This is a genomic window from Pseudomonas sp. QL9 (assembly GCF_041409665.1).
Lineage (GTDB): Bacteria > Pseudomonadota > Gammaproteobacteria > Pseudomonadales > Pseudomonadaceae > Pseudomonas > Pseudomonas knackmussii.
The window spans coordinates 1,138,137-1,160,301 of the sequence record NZ_CP166971.1 but is presented as its reverse complement, the minus strand read 5'-3'; the positions used below and the strand labels follow the sequence as shown (position 1 = coordinate 1,160,301).

Here is a 22,165-nt window from a genome sequence, read left to right as displayed (position 1 = left end):
GTAGGAGCGAGCTTGCTCGCGAATGGCCGCGTGCCGAATCGGTTCGCGAGCAAGCTCGCTCCTACATGGCTGCGCTTCCCGTGGGGGTGGCGAGGTAGGATGCGTCCCATCGCCTGACAACGGACCTCCCCATGAAACTCGTCATCGCCCCCGACTCCTTCAAGGAAAGCCTGTCCGCTCCCGACGTCGCGGCCGCCATCGCGCGCGGCTGGCTGCGTGCCCGGCCGGCGGACGAGGTTCTCCTGCGGCCCATGGCCGATGGTGGTGAAGGCACGGTGGACGCGGTGCTGGAAGCCACTGGCGGCGAGCGCCGCGAATGCCTGGTGCGTGGCCCGCTCGGCACGCCGGTACAGGCGCATTGGGGCTGGCTGGAAGAGGGTACTGCGGTGATCGAGATGGCCGCCGCCAGTGGCCTGCATCTGGTGCCGGCCCATCAGCGCGACGCAACCCGTACCAGCAGTTTTGGCACCGGCGAGCTGATCCGCGCGGCGCTGGATGCCGGGGCGCGCAAGATCATCCTCGGACTCGGCGGTAGCGCCACCAATGATGGCGGCCTCGGCTTGCTGCAGGCCCTGGGTGTGCGCTTCCTCGACGAGCAGGGGGCGCTCCTGGGGGATGGCGGCGCCGAACTGGCTCGTCTGCATGCGATCGATGTAGCTGGCCTGGACGCGCGCTTGCGTGCGGTCGAGGTCGAAGTGGCTGCCGATGTCGACAATCCGCTCTACGGTCCGCGCGGCGCCTCGGCGGTGTTCGGCCCGCAGAAGGGCGCGAGCCCGGCGCAGGTCGAGCAATTGAACGCCGCGCTGCAGCGTTATGCACAGGTCGCCGCGCAGGTACTCGGTGAGGATCACAGCGCTTATCCCGGCGTTGGCGCTGCGGGTGGCCTCGGCTTTGCCGCGCGGGCCTTCCTCGGCGCGCGATTCCGGCCGGGCATCGAACTGGTCGCCGAGGTTGCCGGGCTGGCCGAGGCGATGCAGGGCGCGGCTCTGGCGATTACCGGCGAGGGCCGTCTCGATGCGCAGAGCCTGCACGGCAAGACGCCGGTTGGCGTGGCGCGCGTCGCCGCGGCTGCAGGTGTTCCGGTCATCGCCCTGGCAGGCAGTCTGGGCGAGGGGTATTTGCGGGTGCACGACAACGGTATCGCCGCAGCATTCAGTCTGACCCCAGGGCCGATCAGCCTGGCCCAGGCCATGGCTGGCGCGGCTGTCGAACTGGAGGCGCGTGCCGAGGAACTGGCGCGGCTGTGGAGCCTGGCTCAGGCGTCGCGATAGTCCTTGGCGGCACGCTGCAGCCACTCTGCTAGGTCGCGTCGAGCAACTCGCTCGTCGCGGGCAAGTTGCAGGCAGTGCAGCATGTACTCGCGCTTGATCGGGTCTTCGCCGGCCAGCGACAGCGCGAGGTCGCGATCCATCCAGCGGCGGATGCGAACGAACAGCCACCAATGGAAATAGAGCCCGGCTGCGGTGGTGACGACGATGATGAAGTAGTCCATGGGGTGCTCCTCGCACGGTCGCCCACCCTAGCCGAAGCGGGCCGGGCGACGAACGCGGGTTTTTGCCGCAGGCGGCGGAGAAAGCTGTACGGCGGCTGAACCGAACGAAATGTTTGATCTGCCCGGCGTGACAGCAAGGTGCGCGGCAGAGTCTAATATCCACATATCTATTCGGAGGTTTCCGTATGCGTAATTCCGCCTTCCTCGTCGCCGGTTTCACCGCTCTTGCCCTGACCCTGGGCGGCTGCCAATCCAGCCTGACCGGCGATAGCTATTCCCGTGACGAAGCCCGCACGGTGCAGAACGTACGCTGGGGCACCATCGAGGCGCTGCGCCCGGTGAAGATCGAAGGCACCAAGACCCCGATCGGCGCCGCGACCGGCGCCGCCGTGGGTGGTATTGGCGGCAGCGCCATCGGTGGTGGCCGTGGCAGCTACGTGACCGCCATCATCGGTGCCGTGGCCGGTGGCCTGGCCGGTGCGGCGGCCGAGGAAGGCCTGACCCGTACCCAGGGCGTGGAGATCACCGTGCGTGAAGACGACGGCACCTCCCGCGCCTACGTCCAGGAAGTCGACCAGGGCGCGGTGTTCCGCGTCGGCGAGCGCGTGCGCATCCTGACCGTGAACGGCACCAGCCGCGTAGCGCACTGATCCGCAAACCCGCCGGCTCAGGCCGGCGCGGTGATTCTTCTGGCGCGCGGCACCGGTCTCCGGTGCCGCGCGCTATCGTTTTCGGGGTCGCCATGGGCGAGCCGTCTGACAGCCTTTCGTAATATTTCTATCCATGACGTCAGACCGATAGATATGGATAATCGACGGGTTCTGTCGTCTTTCCTGGATGTTTGCCAGGCTCTTTAGGATCGAGGAGTCGTTCATGACGCTGGCGCTGCTGATCGCGCTGCCCTTCCTGGGATGCTTCCTGCCGGCGCTGGCCGAGCGTTTCGGGCGCAACGCCTGCGCCTTGGCGGCGGGGTTCGCGCCGCTGGTTGGCCTGATCCTGCTGTTTTCGATGCGTGGCGTGCTCGCCGGCGAACGGCTGATCGACCGCTACGAGTGGCTGCCGAGCCTGGGGCTGAACCTCAGCCTGCGCCTGGATGGCCTGGGCTTCCTGTTCGCCCTGCTGATCCTCGGGATCGGCCTGCTGGTGATCCTCTACGCGCGCTACTACCTGTCCGAGCAGGAGCCCACCGGGCGCTTCTACGGCTATCTGCTTCTGTTCATGGGCGCGATGCTCGGCGTGGTGCTGAGCGAGAACCTGCTGCTGATGCTGGTGTTCTGGGAGCTCACCAGCCTGTCGTCGTTCCTGCTGATCGGCTTCTGGAACCATCGCTCCGACGCACGCAAGGGCGCGCGCATGTCGCTGGCGGTGACCGGCGGCGGGGGGCTGGCACTGCTCGCCGGGGTGCTGCTGATCGGCCATGTGGTGGGCAGCTACGAGCTGACCGACGTGCTCGCCGCGCGCGACCTGTTGCAGGCCAATGCGCTGTTCCCGCTGATCCTCGTGCTGGTGCTGCTGGGCGTGTTCACCAAGTCGGCGCAGTTCCCTTTCCATTTCTGGCTGCCGCACGCGATGGCAGCGCCGACGCCGGTCTCCGCGTATCTGCACTCGGCGACCATGGTCAAGGCCGGGGTCTTCCTGCTGGCGCGCCTTTACCCGGCTTTGTCGGGCAATGACCTGTGGTTCTACATGGTCGGCCTGACGGGCCTGGCGACCCTGCTGATGGGGGCCTTCCTGGCCTTGTTCCAGAACGACCTCAAGGGCCTGCTGGCATACTCGACTATCAGCCACCTGGGCCTGATCACCCTGCTGTTCGGCCTGGACTCGCCCATGGCCAACGTCGCGGCGATCTTCCACATCATCAACCACGCCACCTTCAAGGCCTCGCTGTTCATGGCCGCCGGCATCATCGACCACGAGACCGGCAGCCGCGACCTGCGCCGCATCAGCGGCCTGTGGCGCTACATGCCGCACACCGCCGTGCTGGCGATGGTGGCCTCGGCGTCGATGGCCGGCGTGCCGCTGCTCAACGGCTTCCTCAGCAAGGAAATGTTCTTCGGGCAGACGCTGGAACATAACCTCGCCGGCAGCTTCAGCTGGCTGCTGCCGACCCTGGCCACGCTCGGCGCGCTGTTCTCGGTGAGCTATTCCGTGCGTTTCATCTACGAAGTGTTCTTCGGCGGCGAGCCGCGCAACCTGCCCAAGCAGCCCCATGAGCCGCCGCGCTACATGAAGGTGCCGGTGGAGGTGCTGGTCGGCCTGTGCCTGCTCGTGGGCATGGCGCCGTCGCTGACGGTGGCGCCGCTGCTGGCCGGTGCGGCCTCGGCAAGCCTGAATGGGCCGCTGCCCGGATACAGCCTGGCGATCTGGCATGGTTTCAACGCGCCGCTGCTGATGAGCGTGATCGCCACGCTCGGCGGGGTGCTTCTGTACGCCCTGCGCAAGCCGCTGTTCGCCTGGTACGCAGGCCTGCCGGAAGTGGACGCCAAGGAAGTCTTCGACGCCCAGGTTGTGCGCTTCGCCGTCTTCGCCGGCGCCGTGACCCGCGCCATGGAGAACGGCTCGCTGCAACGTTACCTGCTGCTGCTCCTGCTCTCGGCGGTAGTCGTGGTGTGCGTCGGCCTGGCCGGGCTGTCGAGCCTGCCGGGGGCGCGGCCGCTTTCCGAGCTGGATGGCGTGACCGCGCTGGGCCTGGCGCTGCTAGCTCTGTGCGGCCCGTTGACTGCGGCCTTCCATCGTCGCCGGCTGGTGGCGCTGATCCTCCTGAGCATCGCCGGCCTGCTGGTGGCGCTGGCCTTCGCGCGTTTCGCCGCGCCAGACCTGGCGCTGACCCAGCTGTCGGTGGAAGTGGTGACCATGGTCCTGCTGATGCTGGCGCTGTACTACCTGCCGGCGCGCACGCCGGTGGAGAGCAGCAGCCTGCGCAAGCTGCGCGACTTCGTCCTGGCCGCCGCCAGCGGCATGGTGGTGATGCTGCTGGCCTATGCCGTGCTGACCCGCCCGTACGACAGCATTGCCGGCTACTACCTGCAGCGCAGCGTCAGCGGCGGCGGCGGGCACAACGTGGTGAACGTCATCCTCGTGGACTTCCGTGGCTTCGACACCCTCGGCGAGATCAGCGTGCTGGCCATCGCCGCGCTCGGTGTCTTCGCCATGCTGCAGGGCCTGCGCCTGCCGGCGCGCACGCACGATGACCACGACCGCGCCTGGTCGGCCGATCGCCATCCGCCGATTCTCGCGACCCTGGCGCGCCTGTTGCTGCCGCTGGCCCTGCTGGTCGCGGTGTTCATCTTCCTGCGCGGGCACAACCTGCCGGGCGGCGGCTTCATCGCCGGCCTGGTCACCGCCGTCGCCCTGATCCTGCAGTACATCGCCTGCGGCAGCCGCTGGATGCGCACCCGCCTGCCGCTGAACTATTCGCGCACGGCCGGCCTCGGGGTGTTCATCGCCGGCCTCACCGGCCTGGGAAGCTGGGCCTTCGGCTATCCGTTCCTGACCTCGTCCTTCGGCCACTTCCACTTACCGCTGGTGGGCGAGTTCGAACTGGCCACCGCCATGCTCTTCGATCTCGGCGTCTACCTCACCGTGGTCGGCGCGACCCTGCTGATCCTCGCCGGCATCGGTGAGCTGAACCCACCGCCGGAGCCCGTCGAGCGGGCACAGGAGGACTTCTGATGGAGGCGCTGTTCGCCATCGCCCTCGGCCTGCTCACCGCCAGCGGTGTGTATCTGCTGCTGCGCGCGCGCACCTTCCCGGTGGTGCTGGGCCTGACTCTGCTGTCCTACGCGGTCAACCTGTTCCTCTTCGCCATGGGCCGCCTGGCCGGTGAGCCGGCGGTGCTTGGGCAGGTGAGCCAGCCGGGCGATCCGATTCCCCAGGCGCTGGTGCTGACGGCCATCGTCATCGGCTTTGCCATGACCGCGTACGTCATCGTCCTGGCCTTGCGCGGGTTGGCGGAGACTGGCGGCGACCATGTCGACGGCAAGGCAGAGGAGGAGGAGCGATGAGCCACCTGCTGATCGCGCCCGTGCTGCTGCCGCTGTTCAGCGGCTGCCTGCTGCTGCTCGCCGGCCTCGGCCTGCGCGCCAGCCGTGCGCTGTCCCTGCTCGCGACCCTGGCGTTGCTGCCGCTGAGCGCCTGTCTGCTGCAGCAGGCGGCCTCCGGCGAGGTGCAGTACTACGCCCTCGGCAACTGGCAGCCGCCCTTCGGCATCATCCTGGTGCTGGACCGCCTGAGCGCATTGATGCTGCTGGCCAACGCGCTGCTGGCGAGTTTCGCCATGCTTTACGCGCTGCGTGGCGATGACCTGCGCGGCAAGCAGTTCCACGCGCTCTTCCAGTTCCAGTTGCTGGGCCTGAACGGAGCCTTCCTCACCGGCGACCTGTTCAACCTGTTCGTGTTCTTCGAGATCCTGCTGATTGCCTCCTATGCGCTGCTGCTGCACGGCGGCGGGGCAGGGCGGGTGCGCGCCGGCCTGCACTACGTGGTGCTCAACCTGGTCGGCTCGGCATTCTTCCTGATCGCGGTCGGCGTGCTCTATGGCATTACCGGTACGCTGAACATGGCCGACATGGCTGGTCGCGTGGCGCAGATCGGTGCCGCCGATGCTCCGCTGGTGCGCGCCGCGGCGTTGCTCCTGCTGGTGGTGTTTGGCCTCAAGGCGGCGCTGCTGCCGTTGTACTTCTGGTTGCCGCGTGCCTACTCCGAAGCAACCGCGCCAGTGGCGGCGCTGTTCTCGATCATGACGAAGGTCGGCATCTACTCGATCCTGCGCGTCTACACCCTGATCTTCGGTAGCCACGCCGGCGAGCTGGCCGACCTGGCGCAGGCCTGGCTTTGGCCGCTGGCCCTGCTCGGTGTGCTGGCCGGTGCCTTCGGCGCATTGGCGGCGACGACTCTGCAGGGATTGCTGGCCTACCTGGTCGTGCTCTCCGCCGGGACGCTGCTGGCGGCGCTGGCGATCGGCACCCAGGCGGCGCTCGGCGCGGCTCTCTACTACCTACTGCATAGCACCTGGGTGGCCGGGGGGCTGTTCCTGCTCGCCGACCTGATCGCCCGGCAGCGCGGCGACAAGGCCGGGGAGCTGGTGCAGGGGCCGGCGCTGCTGCAGCCGCAACTGCTTGGCGCGCTGTTCTTTGCCGGGGCAATCGCCGTCGCCGGCCTGCCGCCGCTGTCTGGCTTCATCGGCAAGCTCCTATTGCTGCAGGCCCTGCCGTCGGGCTGGGGCGCGGTGGCGCTGTGGAGCGTGGTGCTGGTCAGCGGGCTGGTCTGCATCATTGCCCTGGCGCGCGCCGGAAGCACGCTGTTCTGGCGTTGCGGACGCAGCGTGCTAGGCAGCGCCGAGCGTGATCCGATCCGTCTGCTCGCGGCCGTCGGCCTGCTCGCCTGTGCGCCGGCGCTGGTGATCTTCGCCAAGCCGCTGCTGGGTTATGCACAGGCCACGGCTGCGCAATTGCTGGATGTCGACCTCTATCGCCAGGCGATCCTGGCCGGAGGTGGCGCATGATCCGCCGCCTGCTGCCGCATCCAGTGCTCAGCCTGTGCCTGCTGCTCGGCTGGGTGCTGCTGGTGAACGATTTCTCCTTCGGCCACTGGCTGTTCGCGGCCTTCCTCGCCGTGGCGATCCCGCTGCTGTGCCGGGACATGCTGCTGACGCCGCTGCGCATCCACCGTCCGGGCCTGCTGCTGCGCTTCATCGGCCTGGTGCTGCACGACATAGTCGTGGCCAACCTGCAGGTCGCGCGCCTAGTCATCGGCCCGACCCGCAAGCTTCGGCCGGCCTTCGTCGAGGTGCCGCTGGAGCTGCGCGAGGACTTGCCGATCGCGATCCTCGCCAGCGTCATCACCCTGACCCCGGGCACGGTGTCCGCCGACCTCAGTAGCGATCGCCGCAGCCTGCTGGTGCATGGCCTCGACGTGCCCGATCCGCAGGCGCTGGTGGCAGACATCAAGGCACGCTACGAGGCGCCGCTCAAGGAGGTGTTCGAATGCTCGCCTACCTGATTCCGCTGTGCCTGGCGATGCTGGCGGCGGCGCTGCTGCTGACGGTGGCCCGGCTGGTGCGCGGGCCGAGCGTGGCCGACCGCATCCTCGCCCTGGACACGCTGTCGATCGAGGCCATCGCCCTGATCGTGCTGTTCGGCATCTGGAAGGGCAGCGGCCTGTATTTCGAGGCCGCGCTGCTGATCGCGGTAATGGGCTTCGTCAGCACAGTGGCGCTGTGCAAGTTCCTGCTGCGCGGAGACATCATCGAATGAAGCTGCTGATCGACACCCTGGTCTCGGTTCTATTGCTGGGCGGCAGCCTGTTCGCGCTGCTGGGCGCCGTCGGCCTGTACCGCCTGCCGGACTTCTACACGCGCCTGCACGCGCCGACCAAGGCCTCGACCCTGGGCGTGGGCGGGGTAGTGCTGGGCTCCCTGCTGTACTTCAGCACGAACGGGCAGGGCATCAGCTTGCACGAAGTGCTGATCACCCTGTTCCTGTTCATCACCGCGCCAGTCAGTGCGCACCTGCTGGCCAAGGCGGCCATGCAGCGCCGCGATGCGCGCGCTCCGGGTACCCAGGGCGAGCCCTGGGAATGAAAGGGCTCTTGTAGGAGCGAGCTTGCTCGCGAACAGGCCGCGTGCCGACTCATTCGCGAGCAAGCTCGCTCCCGCGAAAAGCACAGCCATTACAGTTTTGCCGCGCCGCTGTGCCTGTCGGGGCGATTGGGCGAACTCCTATACTTGTCTGATTCGTCCTTCGGAGCGTTCCGTGCAGCAGTCCCGGCCGTTCGCCCTCGCGTGCCTGGTGTTGGCCATGGCGCTCTGGGGCAGTTCCTTCATTGCCCTCAAACTCGCCTTCGCCGAAATGCCGGCCATGTGGGTCATCTTCGCCCGTATGGCCATCGGCAGCCTGATCTTCCTTGCCGCCTGGCGCTGGCGCGGGCGCATCGAGTACCGCAAGGGCGACTGGAAGTACCTGGTCGGCCTCGCGGTGTGCGAGCCCTGCCTGTACTTCGTTTTCGAGTCCTTCGCCCTGCACTACACCAGCGCCGCCCAGGCCGGGATGATCACGGCGTTGCTGCCGCTGATGGTCGCGGTGGGCGCCTTCCTGCTGCTGCATGAAAGGATCTCCCGCAACACCTGGGCCGGCTTCGCCCTGGCGGTGCTCGGCGCACTCTGGCTGACCCTGGCCAGCGAGCCTGACAGCCATGCGCCGGCGCCGCTGCTGGGCAACTTCTTCGAGCTGCTGGCGATGGTCTGCGCCACCGGCTACACCCTGCTGTTGAAGCACCTGTCGGCGCGCTACTCGGCGTTCATCCTCACCGCGATGCAGGCCTTCATCGGCTCGATATTCTTCCTGCCGGTGGCCGCGTTGAGCTCCGGCTCGCCGCCAATGCCCAGCGACCAGGGGCTGCTGGCCCTGATCTACCTGGGCAGCGTGGTCACCGTGGGCGCCTACGGCCTGTACAACTTCGGTGTCAGCCGCCTGCCGGCGAGCCAGGCCACCGGCTTCATCAACCTGATCCCGGTGTTCACCCTGGTCTTCGCCTGGCTGCTGCTGGACGAACGGCTCAACGGCCAGCAGGCGCTGGCCGCCGCGCTGGTCTTTGCCGGGGTGGCGCTCAGCCAGTGGCGCAGCACCGCTGCCCCGCCGCCGGCCGGGGTCCTGGACTAATCCATCGAGGTGCCGACCATGTCCGTCGATTTCCGCAGCTGGACCTGCGAAGCCATCCGCATCATCGAGGCGGATTTCCAGCGCAGCGCCGATACCCACCTGATCCCCCTGGGCCTGCCCGGCATGCGGGGCATCGACCTGTACTTCAAGGACGAATCCAGCCACCCCACCGGCAGCCTCAAGCACCGCCTGGCGCGCTCGCTGTTCCTCTACGCGCTGTGCAACGGCTGGCTGAAGCCGGGGGCGCCGGTGATCGAGGCTTCCAGCGGGTCGACGGCAATCTCCGAGGCCTACTTCGCCCGCTTGCTCGGGCTGCCCTTCATCGCGGTGGTCCCGGCCAGCACTTCCAAGGAGAAGATCGCGCAGATCGCTTTCTATGGCGGACAGAGCCACCTGGTGGCCGACCCCACGCAGATCTATGCCGAGTCCGAGCGCCTGGCGCGGGAAAGCGGTGGTCACTTCATGGATCAGTTCACCTATGCCGAGCGGGCCACCGACTGGCGGGCGAACAACAACATCGCCGAGTCGATCTTCCAGCAGATGCGCCATGAGCGCTTTCCCGAGCCGCGCTGGCTGGTTTCCAGCCCCGGCACCGGCGGTACTCTGGCCACCCTCGGGCGCTTTGCCCGCTATCGGCGTCACGAGACTCACGTGCTTTGTGCCGACGCCGAGCGCTCGGTGTTCTTCGACGCCTATCGCACCGGTGACCGCAGCCTGACCCTGGACTGCGGCTCGCGCATCGAAGGCATCGGCCGTCCGCGCGTGGAGGCGTCCTTCCTGCCTTCGGTCATCGATGCCATGGCCAAGGTGCCCGACGCCTGGTCGCTCGCTGCCATGCACTACCTGGCGCAGCGCCTGGGCCGGCATGTCGGCGGTTCCAGCGGCACCAACCTGATAGGCGCGCTACTGGCCGCCCAGGACATGGTGGCGCACGGCGAGTCGGGGTCGATCGTGGCGATTCTCTGCGATGGCGGCGAACGCTATGCCACCAGCTACTACGATCCGCTCTGGCTGAAGCAGAAGGGCTTCGAGCTGGACCCGCTGATCGAGGCCGTGCGCCGTTGCGCGGAAGAGGGCGTGCCGCTGCCGGAGGAGATCCGCAGCCTGGGATTGCGCGCCTGAAGCGGGAGCGGCCCGTTGCGGGCCGCCCTCGTCGGGATCACTCGGCGTAGGCGCCGCCCGGATAGGCGCAGCCGCGCATGACCTGGTTGTCCAGGCGCAGCTCGGCGGACATCTGGGTCACCGCGCCAGTCATGCTGTTCACACAGCGGCTCGGGGCGACCCACAGTTCCAGCTTCTCGCCATTGGCCTCGCTGGAGTAGCTGCTGCTGCCACCGGGCACGCTTTCGACCACGTAGGGCACCACCAGCGCCGGCTTGCCGGGGCGCTGCAGCAGCAGGCCCTGGGCGTTGATCATCACGTTCCAGGCCGGCTCGTTGCCGATGGCCTGGACGATGGTGTGCTTGAAGTTGGGGTCTTCGCAGCCGCGGCCTTCGCCCTGGATGCGGTACAGGGTGTCGACCTCCAGCTTGCCGTCGGTGTTGCTCGACTGCCCGCCGGAGTAGCCGCCGCGAACGTCGACAAAGAGCTTGGCGGCGCCATCGGCGAACAGGTCGCGGGACTCGCGGGCTACGCTGCCGTTGGGACCGTCCACCAGCAGGAAGTGGCGTTGCTCCTGGCACGGACGGAACATCAGGTCGTTGCCCTGGCGGGTCAGCTCGCCCTGCACCCGGGTTTGCGCGTGGGTGTCGACGGGCGCGGGTTTCCACACCTGGCAGGCGGCGAACAGGGGCAGGAGGCTATAGAGGGCGAAACGGGCTGGACGCATGCTGTGGGGGCTCCCGGAAAAATGCGCCCACGTTACCGAGCGTGCCGTGCTATCTCAAGGGATGCGGTGCCGCATCGGCACAAAGGAGGGGCAGGATGATTCTCTACAAGCGCGCCTACGACCCGGTCGGGGCGGATGATGGCTACCGGGTACTGGTGGATAGGCTGTGGCCACGCGGCATCCGCAAGGAGGATCTGGCCTTGCACGAATGGCTGAAGGAAGCCGCGCCGTCCAACGAACTACGCCGGCGCTTCCACCACGATCCCACGCGTTTCGAGGCGTTTCGTAGCGCCTATCACGCCGAACTCACGGCGCACCCGGAGCACTGGTGGAAGCTGCTGGAGATTGCCGGCAAGGGCAATCTGACCCTGCTCTACGGCGCCCGCGACACCGAGCACAACAACGCGCGGGTGCTGGCGGAGTTCCTCGAGGACGAACTGGAAAGGGTGCAGCCGGGGAGTTCGCCGACCTGCTATGCGGATCGCGACGCGTAGGAGCGGATCTCATCCGCGAAAATCCATTGCGCTGACGCCCCTTGTAGGAGCGCGCCATGCGCGCGAATCGCGGACAAGGGCCGCTCCTACAGGGGAGCCTCATTGACGCGTTACCAGATCTTGTACACCTGCCCGGTCTGTGCGCCTTCCACGCTGCGCGCGAAGCCCAGCGCCGCGTCGGCCGCCAGCACCGGCTTGAAGCCGCGGAAGAAGGGCGCATAGCCCTCCATCGACTCCACCAGCACGTTCGGGCTGACCGCGTTGATCCGCTGGCCGCGCGGCAGTTCCAGGGCTGCACTGCGGACGAAGCCTTCCACCGCGGCGTTGACCATGGTCGCCGAGCTGCCGAAGCGGATCGGGTCTTCGCTGAGGATGCCGGTGGTCAGGGTGAAGGAGGCGCCGTCGTTGGCGTAGCGGCTGCCGATCAGCACCAGGTTGACCTGGCCCATCAGCTTGTCCTTCAGGCCGACGGCGAATTCGGCTTCGCCCATCTCGGACAGCGCGCCGAAGTGCACCTTGCCGGCGGCGCTGACCAGCGCGTCGAACGAGCCGACCTTGTCGAACAGCGCCTGGATCGAGGCGCTGTCGGTGATGTCCACGTTGAAGTCGCCGCTGCTGCGGCCGACGCGGATGATCTCGTGACGCTGACCCAGCTCGTTGGCCACGGCCTGGCCGAGGGTACCGCTGGCTCCGATGAGGATGATCTTCATGTTGGCTCCTGCTGTTGGGGGAAAGTGACGGAGCCAGTCTAGGGGCGTATTTTGTTTTGATAATCCGGGCAATCGGCAACCTTTGGTTTTCATGGGGAAACAATAATGGGCGAACTGGAAGATCTGTCGGCCTTCGCCGTGCTGCTGGAAAGCGGCAGCTTCACCCGCGCCGCCGAGCGCCTGGGCTGTAGCAAGGGGCAGTTGTCCAAGCGCATCAGCGCGCTCGAACAGGCCCTGGGCGTGACCCTGCTGCACCGCACCACGCGGCGCCTGTCGCTGACCGCCGCCGGCAGCGCGCTGCTGCCCGAGGCGCAGGCGCTCAATGCGCAGGCCGCGCGTGCCCGCCAGGCTGTGGCGCGGATGCAGGAGCAGGAGCACGGCACCGTACGCCTCACGGTGCCGGTGTCGCTGGGGGAAACCTTCTTCGATGCCTGGCTGGTGGAGTTCTCCCGCGCACACCCGGACATCCGCCTGGAGCTGGACCTGGCCAACGACCGCCGCGACCTGGTGGCCGACGGTTTCGACCTGGCGATCCGCTCCGGCATGGCCGGTGACGAGCGTTTAGTCGCACGGCCGCTGTTCGCCCTGCAGGAGCTGACCTGCGCCGCGCCACAGTACCTGGCCGAGCACGGCGAGCCGACGACGCCGGCGGAGCTGGCGCAGCACAACTGCCTGCTCAATACCCACTATGCCGACCACGAGCAGTGGCTCTACCAGCGCCGACACGAACTCTTCCGCGTGCCGGTTTCCGGCGTGCTGGCGAGCAATCACTACACCCTGCTGAAGAAGGCCGCGCTGGCCGGCGTCGGCATCGTCCGCCTGCCGTCCTACATGATTCACGACGAACTCGCCGCCGGCCGCCTGCGCTGGCTGCTGTGCGACTACCAGACGCGGACATCGCCGGTGTATCTCGTGCACCCGTACCAGGGCGGCCTGCCGCGCCGCACCCAGTTGCTGATGGACTACCTGCTGCGCTGGTTCGAGCGCAGCCGCCAGCGCCTGCTGGAATTGCAGGGCTGAGCCCGTCATTCAGCTCCGTTCAGGTTCATTCAGCTTCGTTCAGCGGAGGTTCAGAGAGGGTTCAGGGGACGTTCAGTGGGCGAGGAATAGGCTTTGTCCATCGTCTTCAAACGTCCGCGAGGACCTGAACATGAAAGCCACTCAAACCCTTCTGATCGCTGCCTTTACTGCCAGTGCGCTGGTTCTTACCGGCTGCGCCTCGAACCTCTCCGGTAGCAGCTACTCCCGCGCCGACGCCCGCGCCGTGCAGACCGTGCGCATGGGCACCATCGAGTCGCTGCGCCCGGTACAGATCGAGGGCACCAAGACGCCGATCGGCACCCTGGCCGGCGCCGCCGTCGGTGGCATCGCCGGTAGCGGTATCGGCGGCGGGCGCGGGGCGAGCATCGCCACCATCCTCGGCGGCGTGGCCGGCGGGGCTGCCGGTTCGGCCATCGAGGAAGGCGTCACTCGTACCCAGGGCGTGGAAATCGTGGTTCGCGAAGACAGCGGCATCTCCCGCGCCTATGTCCAGGCGGTGGACCCGTCGCAGCGGTTCAACATCGGCGACCGTGTACGCATCATGAGCGTCAACGGTGCCAGCCGCGTGACCCTGTAACCCGCTGATTCGGAGGCATCATGAAACCCCTCGTCCTTTTCGTCGTCCTGATGCTTGGTATGCCCCTCGCCTGGTCCGGCGAGGGGGACGGCGACTACTGGTACCTGCAGACCAGCGTCATAACCCGCCACTGGCACCACGATCCCGACCACAACAACCACCAGGACCTCATTGGTCTGGAGCGCAACCGCGCTGACGGCTGGCTGGTGGGGGGCGCGACCTTCCGCAACTCGTTCAGCCAGCGCTCGAACTATGTCTACGCGGGCAAGCGCTACGAGATGGCCGACTCGCCGCTGTACTTCAAGGTCACCGCCGGTGCCCTGCAGGGCTACCATGGCAAGTACCGCGACAAAATCCCGCTCAACCACTGCGGCGTGGCGCCGGCGGTGATTCCCTCGGTAGGCGCACAGTTCGGCCGCTTCGGCGCCGAGTTCGTGGTGCTGGGCAACTCCGCCGGGATGATCAACGTGGGGGTGCGCCTGTAAGGGCGCAACTCGTTCAGCCGACGACTTCGGTGAGGGCGGCGTCCAGTGTGTCGATCAGCAGGTCGGCGTGCTCTCGTTCGAAGGCCAGCAGCGGACGGATCTTCAGGATGTTCTCCAGTGGGCCGGCGGCGCTGATCAGCACGCCACGCTCGCGCATGGCATTGACCACCTGGCGCGTCTGCGCGGCGGCCGGTGCCTTGCTTTCGCGGTCGCTCACCAGCTCCACACCCAGGAACAGCCCGGCGCCGCGTACGTCGCCGATCAGCGGGTGACGCTCCGCCAGGCGACGGAAGCCCTGCAGCAGGTAGTCGCCGATTTCCGCCGAACGCTGTTGCAGCTTCTCCTCGCGAATCACGTTCAGCACCGCCTGGCCGGCGGCACAGGACACCGGGTTGCCGCCGAAGGTGTTGAAGTAGCGCACGCTGCGGCCGAAGCTCGCGAGCACTTCCGGGCGCGCCACTACGCCGGCGATGGGCTGGCCGTTGCCCATCGGCTTGCCGAGGGTGACCAGGTCCGGCAGCACGCCGTGGCGCTGGAAGCCCCACATGTGCGCGCCGGTACGGGCGAAACCGCATTGCACCTCGTCCGCTATGTAGAGCAGGCCTTCGGCGCGGGCCAAGGCCACCGCCTCGGCGAGGAAGCCGGCCGGCTCGGCGAAGACGCCGTCGCTGGCGAAGATGCCATCCAGCAGCAGGGCCGCCGGCTTGATGCCTTTGGCGCGCAGGTCGGCGATGGCCGCGCGTATGTCTTCGGCAAATAGCCGGCCGACGTTTTCCGCACCCAGCCGGTAAGCGTCGGGTGCACGCACGGTGCGCGCGTGGGCGGGCAGGGTGATGCCGCTGCCAAGGGACGGCGAGAGGGCGGAGATGTCGCCGGTGACGCCGTGGTAGGCGAAGCGCGTGATGATCACGCCGGTGCCGCCGGTATGGTGACGGGCGATGCGCAGGGCCAGGTCGTTGGCCTCGCTGCCGGTGCAGGTGAACATGACCTGGCCGAGTTCGGCGGGGAAGGTCGACAGCAGGTCTTCGGCGTAGTCGAGGATGCCTTCCTGCAGGTAGCGGGTGTGGGTGTTCAACACGGCCGCCTGTTCGGCAATGGCCTGCACCACGCGTGGGTGGCAATGGCCGATGGAGGCGACGTTGTTGTAGGCGTCCAGGTAGCGCCTGCCCTGTTCGTCGTAGAGCCATACGCCGTCGCCGCGAACGGTGTGCAGCGGGCGTTCGTAGAACAGCCGGTAGGCCGGGCCGAGCAGGCGCTCGCGGCGTTCGATCAGGCTGCGTTCCTTCTCGCTCAGGCGCTCGCCGTCGGCCGAGCTGTAGCCGTTGATCATGGTCATGCGTGGGACTCCTCTTGGCAGGCGCGGGCGATACGCTCGCGCGCCTCGGAACGGGATAGTGCGGCCAGTCCCTGCAGGCTGGCGCGGGCCTGGTGGGCGTTGCGCAGGATGTAGTCGCGGTTCTCCGGGTGCAGGCTGGCGCGCCAGGCAGTGATGCTCAGGGTCATTACCAGGCGGGTGGCCATGAGGTCGGCGAGGATCGCCTGCTCGACCTCCTGCAGCGGGTTGCGTGAGTGGTAGGCGGCGATGAACTCCAGGGCTGGGGCAAGCACGTCGCCCTCGGTGCCCAGTTGGTAGGCAGCGGCCACGCCCAGCTCATTGATCAGCGGTGCGTAGACCATGTCGCCGAAGTCGAGGATGTTGCGCAGCACCTCGGGGTGCTCCGCATCGACGATCACGTTGTGCGGGTTGAGGTCGTTGTGGATGACCTGGGCGCGCAGCTCTTTCTGCAGAGGCAGAGCGTGGGTCTCGAAGGCGTCGAGGCTGCGCTCGACCAGTGCGCGTTCGTCAGCGTTCTCGATGTGCTGCAGCAGCGGGCGCAGGCGCGCGGCTTGCTGCATGTCCCAGAGCAACTCGTGGCCGGAAGCGGGATGGCTGTAGCCGTGCAGCGCCAGGTCCAGGCGCGCCAGGGCGTCACCGAGATTGCGCCGCAGCGCCGGGCTGCGTTGCTTGATGCGATGCAGCGGCAGGCCTTCGACGAAGGACAACAGCCGCGCCAGCATGCGCTGGCCGTCCACTTCCACCCAACCCTGATAGTTGCCTTCTTGGTCGGGGTAGACGCGTTGCACTGGCAGCGTCGGGTCGGCTTGCTGCACGCGGAGCAGGGCGCCGGTCTGGAAGTCCACCACCTGTACATCTTCCAGCGGGTGGGAAAGCTTGAGCAGGCAAGCCGAGCCGTCGGTGCGGGTGATCTGGAAGTTCAGGTCGCGCTCGCCGGCCAGGCGTAGCAGCTCGCCGCGCTCGGCGAAGCGTTCGGCGGCGATGGCGGCGGCCTGTTCGAGGCTGACCTGCGCCTGGGCCGCTTCCAACAGCGCATCGTGGGCGGGCGCGTTCAACGGCATGGGCTTGGCTCCGGGCGGGAGGGGGTAGGGGACTGCGGCATGCGCGCGGGCTCCGGTTCTTGTCGTTCTTGGCTGGCGGCCATTAAAGCACATTAAAAACATGATGCATCATGTTTTATTTTCGCTCGAACGGGTCCATCATGCCTGGCATCCACAGGCCCGAATGGACGGATCGCACCCATGAGCCAAGCCAAGACCCTGCTGCTGACCGGCGCCAGCCGCGGCATCGGCCACGCCACCGTGAAGCACTTCAACGCCGCCGGCTGGCGCATCTTCACCGCCTCGCGGCAAAGCTGGGTGGACGACTGCCCCTGGGCCGAGGGCCTGCTCAACCACATCCACCTCGACCTGGAAGACATCGAAAGCGTCGAGCGTGCCCTGCCAGCGATCCGCGAGAAGCTCGGCGGCCGCCTGGATGCCCTGGTGAACAACGCCGGCATCTCGCCCAAGGGCCCGGAAGGGCAGCGCATGGGTGTGCTGGAGAGCGACTACGGAAACTGGCTGAAGGTCTTCAACGTCAACCTGTTCTCCACTGCGCTGCTGGCGCGCGGGCTGTTCGAGGAACTGAAGGTGGCGCAGGGCACGGTCATCAACGTGACCTCCATCGCCGGATCGCGGGTGCACCCGTTCGCCGGGGTCGCCTATGCCTCGTCCAAGGCCGCGCTGGCGGCGCTGACCCGCGAGATGGCTTACGACTTCGGCCGCCACGGCGTGCGCGTCAACGCCATCGCGCCGGGGGAGATCGACACCTCGATCCTGTCCTCGGGCACCGAGCTGATCGTCGAGCGCGACATTCCCATGCACCGCCTGGGCAAACCGGAGGAGGTGGCCTCGCTGATCCATTTCCTCTGCACCCAGGGCGCGTCCTACGTGAATGGCGCGGAAATCCACGTCAACGGCGGTCAGCACGTCTGAGCTGGCAAATCACCGCGCAAATGCCCATCATCCCGCCGCGAACCCGGACGAGCCGCCCATGAACTATCCCATCGAAGGCATCACCCACTCCCTGCTGGGCAGTAGCGTCTATGCGCTGCTCCGCGAAGCTCTGATCACCGGGCGCTTCCAGCCCGACGACCGCCTGCGCATCCGCGACCTGGCGCAGCAGCTGGGCACCAGCGTGACGCCGGTGCGCGATGCCATCCTGCAGCTGGCCAAGGAGCAGGCGCTGGTGCTCAAGACCCCGCGCGACATTCGCGTGCCGGTGCTCAGCCAGGCGCAGTACCTGGAGATCCGCAGCATCCGCATCGCCCTCGAGGGGCTGGCGGCGGAAACCGCGGCGGCCCTTGTCGACTCCGAGCAACTGGCGATGCTGGAGGCGAACATCCGCGACAACCTCGCGGCCATCCACGCCGACGACCAGATCGCGGCGCTGAAGCTCAACCAGGCCTTTCATTTCGCTCTCGCCGACATCGCCGGGATGCCGCTGCTGCGCAGCTTCCTCGACAGCCTGTGGATGCGCACCGGCCCGCTGATCGCCCGCGCCTATGGAAGCTTCAATGAGCGCATGGCGGTGGAGCACCACTGGGAAGTGCTGCACGCCCTGCAAAAGGGCGACGGCGCCGCGGCGCGCGCTGCCATCTGCGCGGACCTCACCGATGGCAGCCAGAAGATGCTGGAGTTCATCGCCCAGGTGGAGGAGACGCTGGCCGCCGACTGACGGTCTCTTCGTAGGCGCGGACTCATCCGCGAATTGTCGTAGCGATATTTCCCTGTAGGAGCGCGCCATGCGCGCGAATCGCGGCCATGGGCCGCTCCTACAGCGAGCCAGGAGGCACCCGCCGAAGCCGGTCATGCGAAGCCCATAAAAAACGGCCCCGAAGGGCCGTTTTTCTTGCCTGCGAAAAGGCTCAACCGCCGAGGTAAGCGTCACGTACCTTGGGGTTGACCAGCAGGTTGGCGCCGGTGTCCTGCATCACGATGCGACCGTTCTCCAGCACGTAGCCGCGGTCGGCGAGTTTCAGCGCCTGGTTGGCGTTCTGCTCGACGAGGAAGACGGTCACGCCTTCGCTGCGCAGCTGTTCGATGATGTCGAAGATCTGCTGGATGATGATCGGCGCCAGGCCCAGGGACGGCTCGTCGAGCAGCAGCAGCTTTGGCTTGCTCATCAGCGCACGGCCGATGGCGAGCATCTGCTGTTCGCCGCCGGACATGGTGCCGCCGCGCTGGTTGAAGCGCTCCTTCAGGCGCGGGAACAGCCCGAGGACGCGCTCCATCTGCTCGTCGTACTCGCCCTTGCTGGTGAAGAAGCCACCCATGGCGAGGTTTTCCTCGACGGTCAGGCGGGCGAACACGCGACGGCCTTCCGGCACCACCGCGATGCTCTTGCGCATGATGTGCGAGGACTCCTGGCCGACCAGTTCCTCACCGAGGTACTTGATGCTGCCGGAGGCCGCGCGCGGCGAGCCGCAGAGGGTCATCAGCAGGGTCGACTTGCCGGCGCCGTTGGCGCCGATCAGGGTGACGATCTCGCCCTGCTGCACTTCCATGCTGACTTCGTGCAGCGCCTGGATCTTGCCGTAGAAGGTGGAGACCTTGTCGAACTTCAGCATGGCTCAGGCCTCCCCCAGATAGGCTTTGATCACGTCCGGGTTGTCGCGGATCTGCTCCGGGGTACCGTCGGCCAGGGGAGTGCCCTGGTTGATCACGTAGATGTGGTCGGAAATGCTCATCACCAGCTTCATGTCGTGCTCGATCAGCAGCACGGTGACGTTGTGCTCGGCACGCAGCATGGCGATCAGCGCCTTGAGGTCCTCGGTCTCGCGCGGGTTCAGGCCGGCCGCCGGCTCGTCGAGCATGAGCAGTTGCGGGCGGGTCATCATGCAGCGGGCGATTTCCAGGCGGCGTTGCTGACCGTAGGCCAGGGTGCCTGCCGGGCGGTTGGCGACTTCCTTCAGGTTGACCACTTCCAGCCAGTGCGCCGCGTAGTCCAGCGCCTCGGCCTCGCTACGGCGGAAGCTCGGGGTACGCAGCAGGCCGGCGAAGAAGTTGGTGTTGAGGTGGCGGTGCTGAGCGATCAGCAGGTTCTCCACCGCGGTCATGTCCTTGAACAGACGGACGTTCTGGAAGGTCCGCACCACGCCGCGGTGGGCGATCTTGTGCCCGGGCAGGCCGTGCACCGCCTCGCCGCGCAGGAGGATCTCGCCGCCGGTGGGCTGGTAGAAGCCGGTCAGGCAGTTGAACACGGTGGTCTTGCCGGCGCCGTTCGGGCCGATCATCGAGACCACCTGTTTTTCTTCAACGTTGAGGCTCACCCCGTTGACGGCCAGCAGGCCGCCGAAGCGCATGGTCAAGCCACTTACTTCGAGAATCGGTCGGCTCATTTGCGCAACTCCAGATGCGGACGCTGCATGGGCAGCAGGCCCTGCGGACGCCAGATCATCATCAGCACCATGACGGCGCCGAACATCAACATGCGGTATTCGCTGAAGCTGCGCATCAGCTCGGGCAGCAGGATCATCACCACGGCGGCGAGGATGATCCCCAGCTGCGAGCCCATGCCGCCCAGCACCACGATGGCGAGGATGGTTGCCGACTCGATGAAGGTGAAGGACTCAGGCGTGATCAGCCCCTGGCGCGCGGCGAAGAAGCTGCCGGCCAGGCCCGCGAAGCAGGCGCCGAGGGTGAAGGCGGAGAGCTTGATGATGGTCGGGTTCAGACCCAGCGCACGGCAGGCGATCTCGTCTTCGCGCAGGGCTTCCCAGGCGCGGCCCAGCGGCATGCGCAGCAGGCGGTTGATGACGAACAGCACCAGCAGTACCAGCAGCACGGCGACCAGGTAGAGCACCACGACCTTGTAGTTCGAGTTGTAGGCGATGCCGAAGAACTCGTGGAAGGTCTGCATGCCTTCGGGCGCGCGACGCTCGAAGCTCAGGCCGAACAGGGTCGGCTTGTCGATGTTGCTGATGCCGTTGGGGCCGCCGGTCAGGCCGGTGAGGTTGCGCAGCAGGATGCGGATGATCTCGCCGAAGCCCAGGGTCACGATCGCCAGGTAGTCACCGCGCAGGCGCAGCACCGGGAAGCCGAGCAGGAAGCCGAACAGCGCGGCCATGCCGCCGGCGATCGGCAGGCAGGTCCAGAAGCCCAGGCCGTAGTAGTGCGACAGCAGCGCGTAGCTGTAGGCGCCCACGGCGTAGAAGCCGACGTAGCCGAGGTCGAGCAGGCCGGCCAGGCCCACCACGATGTTCAGGCCCAGGCCCAGCAGCACGTAGATCAGCACCAGGGTGGCGATGTCGACGGCGCCGCGCGAGCCCCAGAAGGGCCAGACCAGGGCGACGGCGATCATGCCGATGATCACCTTGCGCTGTACGGACGGCTTGGTCAGCGCGCGGAACAGCGGGCTGTTCTCGCCCGGCAGCACGTTGAGGCCGCCGAAGCTGAAGCGGTGGCGCACCAGTTGCCAGACGAACATGCCCACGGCGCACGCGGCGATGGTCCACAGGGTGACCGGGCTGACGCCCTCCAGCTGCAGACCGATGCCGATCACGCTGAGCTTGATGCCGAGGACGGGGTAGGCCACTGCCAGCACCAGCAGGGCGCTGAAGAAGGCGGTCTTGAGTCGCTTGTTCATACCTTCTCCACCTCCGGACGGCCGAGGATACCGGTCGGACGGAACAGCAGGACCAGGACCAGCAGGCTGAAGGCCACCACGTCCTTGTACTGGTCACCGAAGACATCGGCGCCGAAGGCTTCGGTCACGCCGAGCACCAGGCCGCCGAGCATGGCGCCGGGGATGCTGCCGATGCCGCCGAGTACGGCCGCGGTGAAGGCCTTGATACCGGCCAGGAAGCCGATCTGCGGGTTGATCACGCCGTACTGCATGCCCAGCAGCACCGAGGCCACGGCGGCCAGGGTGGCGCCGATGACGAAGGTCAGGGCGATGATGTTGTTGGTGTTGATGCCCAGCAGGTTGGCCATCTTGATGTCCTCGGCGCAGGCGCGGCAGGCGCGACCCAGGCGAGAACGGGAGATGAACATGCTGAGGCCGTACATGGTCAGCAGGGTGACGATGAAGATCAGCACCTGCATGTAGGAGACGGTCACGCCGTAGTCGCCGCCGAAGACGAAGTTGCCCGGAAGCAGGTTGGGAATGGCCTTGTCCTTGGAGTCTTGCGCGAGCAGGACTTCGTTCTGCAGGAAGATCGACATGCCGATGGCCGAGATCAGCGGGATCAGCCGGTTGCTGCCGCGCAGCGGGCGGTAGGCGATCCGTTCGATGCTGTAGCCGTAGGCACTGGTGACGATGATGCTGGCAGCGAAGGTGCAGACGATCACGATCGGCAGGCTGACGATGCCCATCATGGCCAGTCCGGTGATCACGATGAAGGCTACGTACGAGCCAATCATGTAAACCTCGCCATGGGCGAAGTTGATCATGCCGATGATGCCGTAGACCATGGTGTAGCCGATGGCGATCAGGGCATAGGTGCTGCCAACGGTGAGACCGTTAACCAGCTGTTGCAGGTAGTGATAGAGATCAGGCATTA

General features: G+C 67.0%; 25 protein-coding genes. 16 read left to right on the top strand and 9 right to left on the bottom strand.

The features are described from left to right. Nucleotides 1-131 precede the first annotated feature (131 nt). On the top strand, nt 132-1,271 hold the full coding sequence (locus ACA097_RS05470; protein ID WP_371368983.1) for a glycerate kinase: 1,140 nt from the start codon (nt 132-134) through the stop codon (nt 1,269-1,271). Here ACA097_RS05470 and ACA097_RS05465 read toward each other — a convergent pair. Further along, nucleotides 1,256-1,492 carry a hypothetical protein gene (locus tag ACA097_RS05465; RefSeq protein ID WP_371368981.1) on the bottom strand — a complete coding sequence of 79 codons (237 nt, stop codon included), beginning with the start codon at nt 1,490-1,492 and terminating at the stop codon, nt 1,256-1,258. The genes ACA097_RS05470 and ACA097_RS05465 overlap by 16 nt on opposite strands. A gap of 185 nt (nt 1,493-1,677) precedes the next feature. Here ACA097_RS05465 and ACA097_RS05460 point away from each other — a divergent pair, with 185 nt between their 5' ends. From ACA097_RS05460 to ACA097_RS05420, 9 genes are all read left to right on the top strand, one after another. After that, nucleotides 1,678-2,142, top strand: a complete 465-nt coding sequence (locus ACA097_RS05460) for a glycine zipper 2TM domain-containing protein (RefSeq protein WP_043250335.1) — start codon at nt 1,678-1,680, stop codon at nt 2,140-2,142. Between the two features lie 223 nt (nt 2,143-2,365). Then, nucleotides 2,366-5,164 carry a monovalent cation/H+ antiporter subunit A gene (locus ACA097_RS05455; RefSeq protein ID WP_371368978.1) on the top strand — a complete coding sequence of 933 codons (2,799 nt, stop codon included), beginning with the start codon at nt 2,366-2,368 and terminating at the stop codon, nt 5,162-5,164. Further along, entirely contained in the window at nt 5,164-5,496 is a 333-nt protein-coding gene (locus ACA097_RS05450) for a Na+/H+ antiporter subunit C (RefSeq protein WP_043250339.1), read from the top strand. The genes ACA097_RS05455 and ACA097_RS05450 overlap by 1 nt, the downstream gene beginning before the upstream one ends. Beyond that, complete coding sequence (locus tag ACA097_RS05445) at nt 5,493-6,995, top strand: monovalent cation/H+ antiporter subunit D (RefSeq protein WP_371368976.1); 1,503 nt, start codon at nt 5,493-5,495, stop codon at nt 6,993-6,995. Before ACA097_RS05450 ends, ACA097_RS05445 begins: the two co-directional genes overlap by 4 nt. Next, complete coding sequence (locus ACA097_RS05440; protein ID WP_371368974.1) at nt 6,992-7,492, top strand: Na+/H+ antiporter subunit E; 501 nt, start codon at nt 6,992-6,994, stop codon at nt 7,490-7,492. The genes ACA097_RS05445 and ACA097_RS05440 overlap by 4 nt, the downstream gene beginning before the upstream one ends. After that, nucleotides 7,477-7,746: a K+/H+ antiporter subunit F gene (locus ACA097_RS05435; RefSeq protein WP_371368972.1), complete on the top strand. Its 270-nt coding sequence runs from the start codon at nt 7,477-7,479 to the stop codon at nt 7,744-7,746. The genes ACA097_RS05440 and ACA097_RS05435 overlap by 16 nt, the downstream gene beginning before the upstream one ends. Continuing rightward, nucleotides 7,743-8,072: a Na+/H+ antiporter subunit G gene (locus tag ACA097_RS05430; RefSeq protein ID WP_160286143.1), complete on the top strand. Its 330-nt coding sequence runs from the start codon at nt 7,743-7,745 to the stop codon at nt 8,070-8,072. Before ACA097_RS05435 ends, ACA097_RS05430 begins: the two co-directional genes overlap by 4 nt. Before the next feature lie 172 nt (nt 8,073-8,244). Beyond that, on the top strand, nt 8,245-9,150 hold the full coding sequence (locus tag ACA097_RS05425; RefSeq protein ID WP_160286144.1) for a DMT family transporter: 906 nt from the start codon (nt 8,245-8,247) through the stop codon (nt 9,148-9,150). A gap of 18 nt (nt 9,151-9,168) precedes the next feature. Beyond that, nucleotides 9,169-10,272: a PLP-dependent cysteine synthase family protein gene (locus tag ACA097_RS05420; protein ID WP_371368969.1), complete on the top strand. Its 1,104-nt coding sequence runs from the start codon at nt 9,169-9,171 to the stop codon at nt 10,270-10,272. Nucleotides 10,273-10,309: 37 nt separating this feature from the next. On the opposite strand, the gene ACA097_RS05415 is transcribed toward ACA097_RS05420, so the two are convergent. After that, complete coding sequence (locus tag ACA097_RS05415) at nt 10,310-10,978, bottom strand: COG3650 family protein (protein ID WP_043250351.1); 669 nt, start codon at nt 10,976-10,978, stop codon at nt 10,310-10,312. A gap of 95 nt (nt 10,979-11,073) precedes the next feature. Here ACA097_RS05415 and ACA097_RS05410 point away from each other — a divergent pair, with 95 nt between their 5' ends. After that, complete coding sequence (locus ACA097_RS05410) at nt 11,074-11,472, top strand: DUF488 domain-containing protein (RefSeq protein WP_043250353.1); 399 nt, start codon at nt 11,074-11,076, stop codon at nt 11,470-11,472. 110 nt (nt 11,473-11,582) lie between these two features. Here the strand turns inward: ACA097_RS05410 and ACA097_RS05405 are convergent, their stop codons facing one another. Beyond that, nucleotides 11,583-12,182 carry a short chain dehydrogenase gene (locus ACA097_RS05405; protein ID WP_043250356.1) on the bottom strand — a complete coding sequence of 200 codons (600 nt, stop codon included), beginning with the start codon at nt 12,180-12,182 and terminating at the stop codon, nt 11,583-11,585. 105 nt (nt 12,183-12,287) lie between these two features. Between ACA097_RS05405 and ACA097_RS05400 the strand changes: the two genes are divergently transcribed. The 3 genes from ACA097_RS05400 (at nt 12,288) to ACA097_RS05390 (ending at nt 14,285) form a co-directional block, all read left to right on the top strand. Next, entirely contained in the window at nt 12,288-13,202 is a 915-nt protein-coding gene (locus ACA097_RS05400) for a LysR family transcriptional regulator (protein WP_043250358.1), read from the top strand. A 130-nt stretch (nt 13,203-13,332) separates the two neighbouring features. Then, the gene (locus tag ACA097_RS05395) at nt 13,333-13,800 is read left to right on the top strand and encodes a glycine zipper 2TM domain-containing protein (RefSeq protein ID WP_043250360.1); all 468 of its coding nucleotides are present in this window, start codon (nt 13,333-13,335) and stop codon (nt 13,798-13,800) included. 20 nt (nt 13,801-13,820) lie between these two features. Then, nucleotides 13,821-14,285 (top strand): sn-glycerol-3-phosphate transporter, encoded by a 465-nt coding sequence (locus ACA097_RS05390; RefSeq protein WP_371368966.1) that lies wholly within the window; start codon nt 13,821-13,823, stop codon nt 14,283-14,285. Between the two features lie 13 nt (nt 14,286-14,298). Here ACA097_RS05390 and ACA097_RS05385 read toward each other — a convergent pair whose 3' ends face one another. Both ACA097_RS05385 and ACA097_RS05380 read right to left on the bottom strand, forming a co-directional pair. After that, nucleotides 14,299-15,621 carry an aspartate aminotransferase family protein gene (locus ACA097_RS05385; protein ID WP_043250367.1) on the bottom strand — a complete coding sequence of 441 codons (1,323 nt, stop codon included), beginning with the start codon at nt 15,619-15,621 and terminating at the stop codon, nt 14,299-14,301. Then, entirely contained in the window at nt 15,618-16,682 is a 1,065-nt protein-coding gene (locus ACA097_RS05380) for a phosphotransferase (protein ID WP_371368964.1), read from the bottom strand. The genes ACA097_RS05385 and ACA097_RS05380 overlap by 4 nt, the downstream gene beginning before the upstream one ends. A 180-nt stretch (nt 16,683-16,862) precedes the next feature. On the opposite strand from ACA097_RS05380, the gene ACA097_RS05375 reads away from it, so the two are divergent. After that, nucleotides 16,863-17,597, top strand: a complete 735-nt coding sequence (locus ACA097_RS05375; protein WP_371368962.1) for an SDR family NAD(P)-dependent oxidoreductase — start codon at nt 16,863-16,865, stop codon at nt 17,595-17,597. Nucleotides 17,598-17,655: 58 nt separating this feature from the next. Continuing rightward, nucleotides 17,656-18,339, top strand: coding sequence for a GntR family transcriptional regulator (locus tag ACA097_RS05370; RefSeq protein ID WP_371368960.1), 684 nt, complete (start codon nt 17,656-17,658; stop codon nt 18,337-18,339). Nucleotides 18,340-18,529: 190 nt separating this feature from the next. Here the strand turns inward: ACA097_RS05370 and ACA097_RS05365 are convergent, their stop codons facing one another. The 4 genes from ACA097_RS05365 to livH are packed head-to-tail and all read right to left on the bottom strand — an operon-like array spanning nt 18,530 to nt 22,163. Beyond that, the gene (locus ACA097_RS05365) at nt 18,530-19,231 is read right to left on the bottom strand and encodes an ATP-binding cassette domain-containing protein (RefSeq protein ID WP_043250375.1); all 702 of its coding nucleotides are present in this window, start codon (nt 19,229-19,231) and stop codon (nt 18,530-18,532) included. A gap of 3 nt (nt 19,232-19,234) precedes the next feature. Next, entirely contained in the window at nt 19,235-20,002 is a 768-nt protein-coding gene (gene livG, locus ACA097_RS05360) for a high-affinity branched-chain amino acid ABC transporter ATP-binding protein LivG (RefSeq protein WP_371368958.1), read from the bottom strand. Beyond that, nucleotides 19,999-21,249, bottom strand: coding sequence for a high-affinity branched-chain amino acid ABC transporter permease LivM (locus ACA097_RS05355; protein ID WP_160286154.1), 1,251 nt, complete (start codon nt 21,247-21,249; stop codon nt 19,999-20,001). The genes livG and ACA097_RS05355 overlap by 4 nt, the downstream gene beginning before the upstream one ends. Next, nucleotides 21,246-22,163 carry a high-affinity branched-chain amino acid ABC transporter permease LivH gene (livH, locus tag ACA097_RS05350; RefSeq protein WP_043250381.1) on the bottom strand — a complete coding sequence of 306 codons (918 nt, stop codon included), beginning with the start codon at nt 22,161-22,163 and terminating at the stop codon, nt 21,246-21,248. Before livH ends, ACA097_RS05355 begins: the two co-directional genes overlap by 4 nt. Nucleotides 22,164-22,165 lie beyond the last annotated feature (2 nt).

Coding starts and splice junctions, on each gene's coding strand:
- ACA097_RS05470 (WP_371368983.1), top strand. CDS start 132: ATGAAACTCGTCATCGCCCCCGACTCCTTCAAGGAAAGCCTGTCCGCT.
- ACA097_RS05410 (WP_043250353.1), top strand. CDS start 11,074: ATGATTCTCTACAAGCGCGCCTACGACCCGGTCGGGGCGGATGATGGC.
- ACA097_RS05385 (WP_043250367.1), bottom strand. CDS start 15,621: ATGACCATGATCAACGGCTACAGCTCGGCCGACGGCGAGCGCCTGAGC.
- livH (WP_043250381.1), bottom strand. CDS start 22,163: ATGCCTGATCTCTATCACTACCTGCAACAGCTGGTTAACGGTCTCACC.
- ACA097_RS05405 (WP_043250356.1), bottom strand. CDS start 12,182: ATGAAGATCATCCTCATCGGAGCCAGCGGTACCCTCGGCCAGGCCGTG.
- ACA097_RS05380 (WP_371368964.1), bottom strand. CDS start 16,682: ATGCCGTTGAACGCGCCCGCCCACGATGCGCTGTTGGAAGCGGCCCAG.
- ACA097_RS05400 (WP_043250358.1), top strand. CDS start 12,288: ATGGGCGAACTGGAAGATCTGTCGGCCTTCGCCGTGCTGCTGGAAAGC.
- ACA097_RS05375 (WP_371368962.1), top strand. CDS start 16,863: ATGAGCCAAGCCAAGACCCTGCTGCTGACCGGCGCCAGCCGCGGCATC.
- ACA097_RS05430 (WP_160286143.1), top strand. CDS start 7,743: ATGAAGCTGCTGATCGACACCCTGGTCTCGGTTCTATTGCTGGGCGGC.
- ACA097_RS05365 (WP_043250375.1), bottom strand. CDS start 19,231: ATGCTGAAGTTCGACAAGGTCTCCACCTTCTACGGCAAGATCCAGGCG.
- ACA097_RS05435 (WP_371368972.1), top strand. CDS start 7,477: ATGCTCGCCTACCTGATTCCGCTGTGCCTGGCGATGCTGGCGGCGGCG.
- ACA097_RS05420 (WP_371368969.1), top strand. CDS start 9,169: ATGTCCGTCGATTTCCGCAGCTGGACCTGCGAAGCCATCCGCATCATC.
- ACA097_RS05450 (WP_043250339.1), top strand. CDS start 5,164: ATGGAGGCGCTGTTCGCCATCGCCCTCGGCCTGCTCACCGCCAGCGGT.
- ACA097_RS05440 (WP_371368974.1), top strand. CDS start 6,992: ATGATCCGCCGCCTGCTGCCGCATCCAGTGCTCAGCCTGTGCCTGCTG.
- ACA097_RS05445 (WP_371368976.1), top strand. CDS start 5,493: ATGAGCCACCTGCTGATCGCGCCCGTGCTGCTGCCGCTGTTCAGCGGC.
- ACA097_RS05415 (WP_043250351.1), bottom strand. CDS start 10,978: ATGCGTCCAGCCCGTTTCGCCCTCTATAGCCTCCTGCCCCTGTTCGCC.
- ACA097_RS05395 (WP_043250360.1), top strand. CDS start 13,333: ATGAAAGCCACTCAAACCCTTCTGATCGCTGCCTTTACTGCCAGTGCG.
- ACA097_RS05390 (WP_371368966.1), top strand. CDS start 13,821: ATGAAACCCCTCGTCCTTTTCGTCGTCCTGATGCTTGGTATGCCCCTC.
- livG (WP_371368958.1), bottom strand. CDS start 20,002: ATGAGCCGACCGATTCTCGAAGTAAGTGGCTTGACCATGCGCTTCGGC.
- ACA097_RS05370 (WP_371368960.1), top strand. CDS start 17,656: ATGAACTATCCCATCGAAGGCATCACCCACTCCCTGCTGGGCAGTAGC.
- ACA097_RS05465 (WP_371368981.1), bottom strand. CDS start 1,492: ATGGACTACTTCATCATCGTCGTCACCACCGCAGCCGGGCTCTATTTC.
- ACA097_RS05355 (WP_160286154.1), bottom strand. CDS start 21,249: ATGAACAAGCGACTCAAGACCGCCTTCTTCAGCGCCCTGCTGGTGCTG.
- ACA097_RS05460 (WP_043250335.1), top strand. CDS start 1,678: ATGCGTAATTCCGCCTTCCTCGTCGCCGGTTTCACCGCTCTTGCCCTG.
- ACA097_RS05455 (WP_371368978.1), top strand. CDS start 2,366: ATGACGCTGGCGCTGCTGATCGCGCTGCCCTTCCTGGGATGCTTCCTG.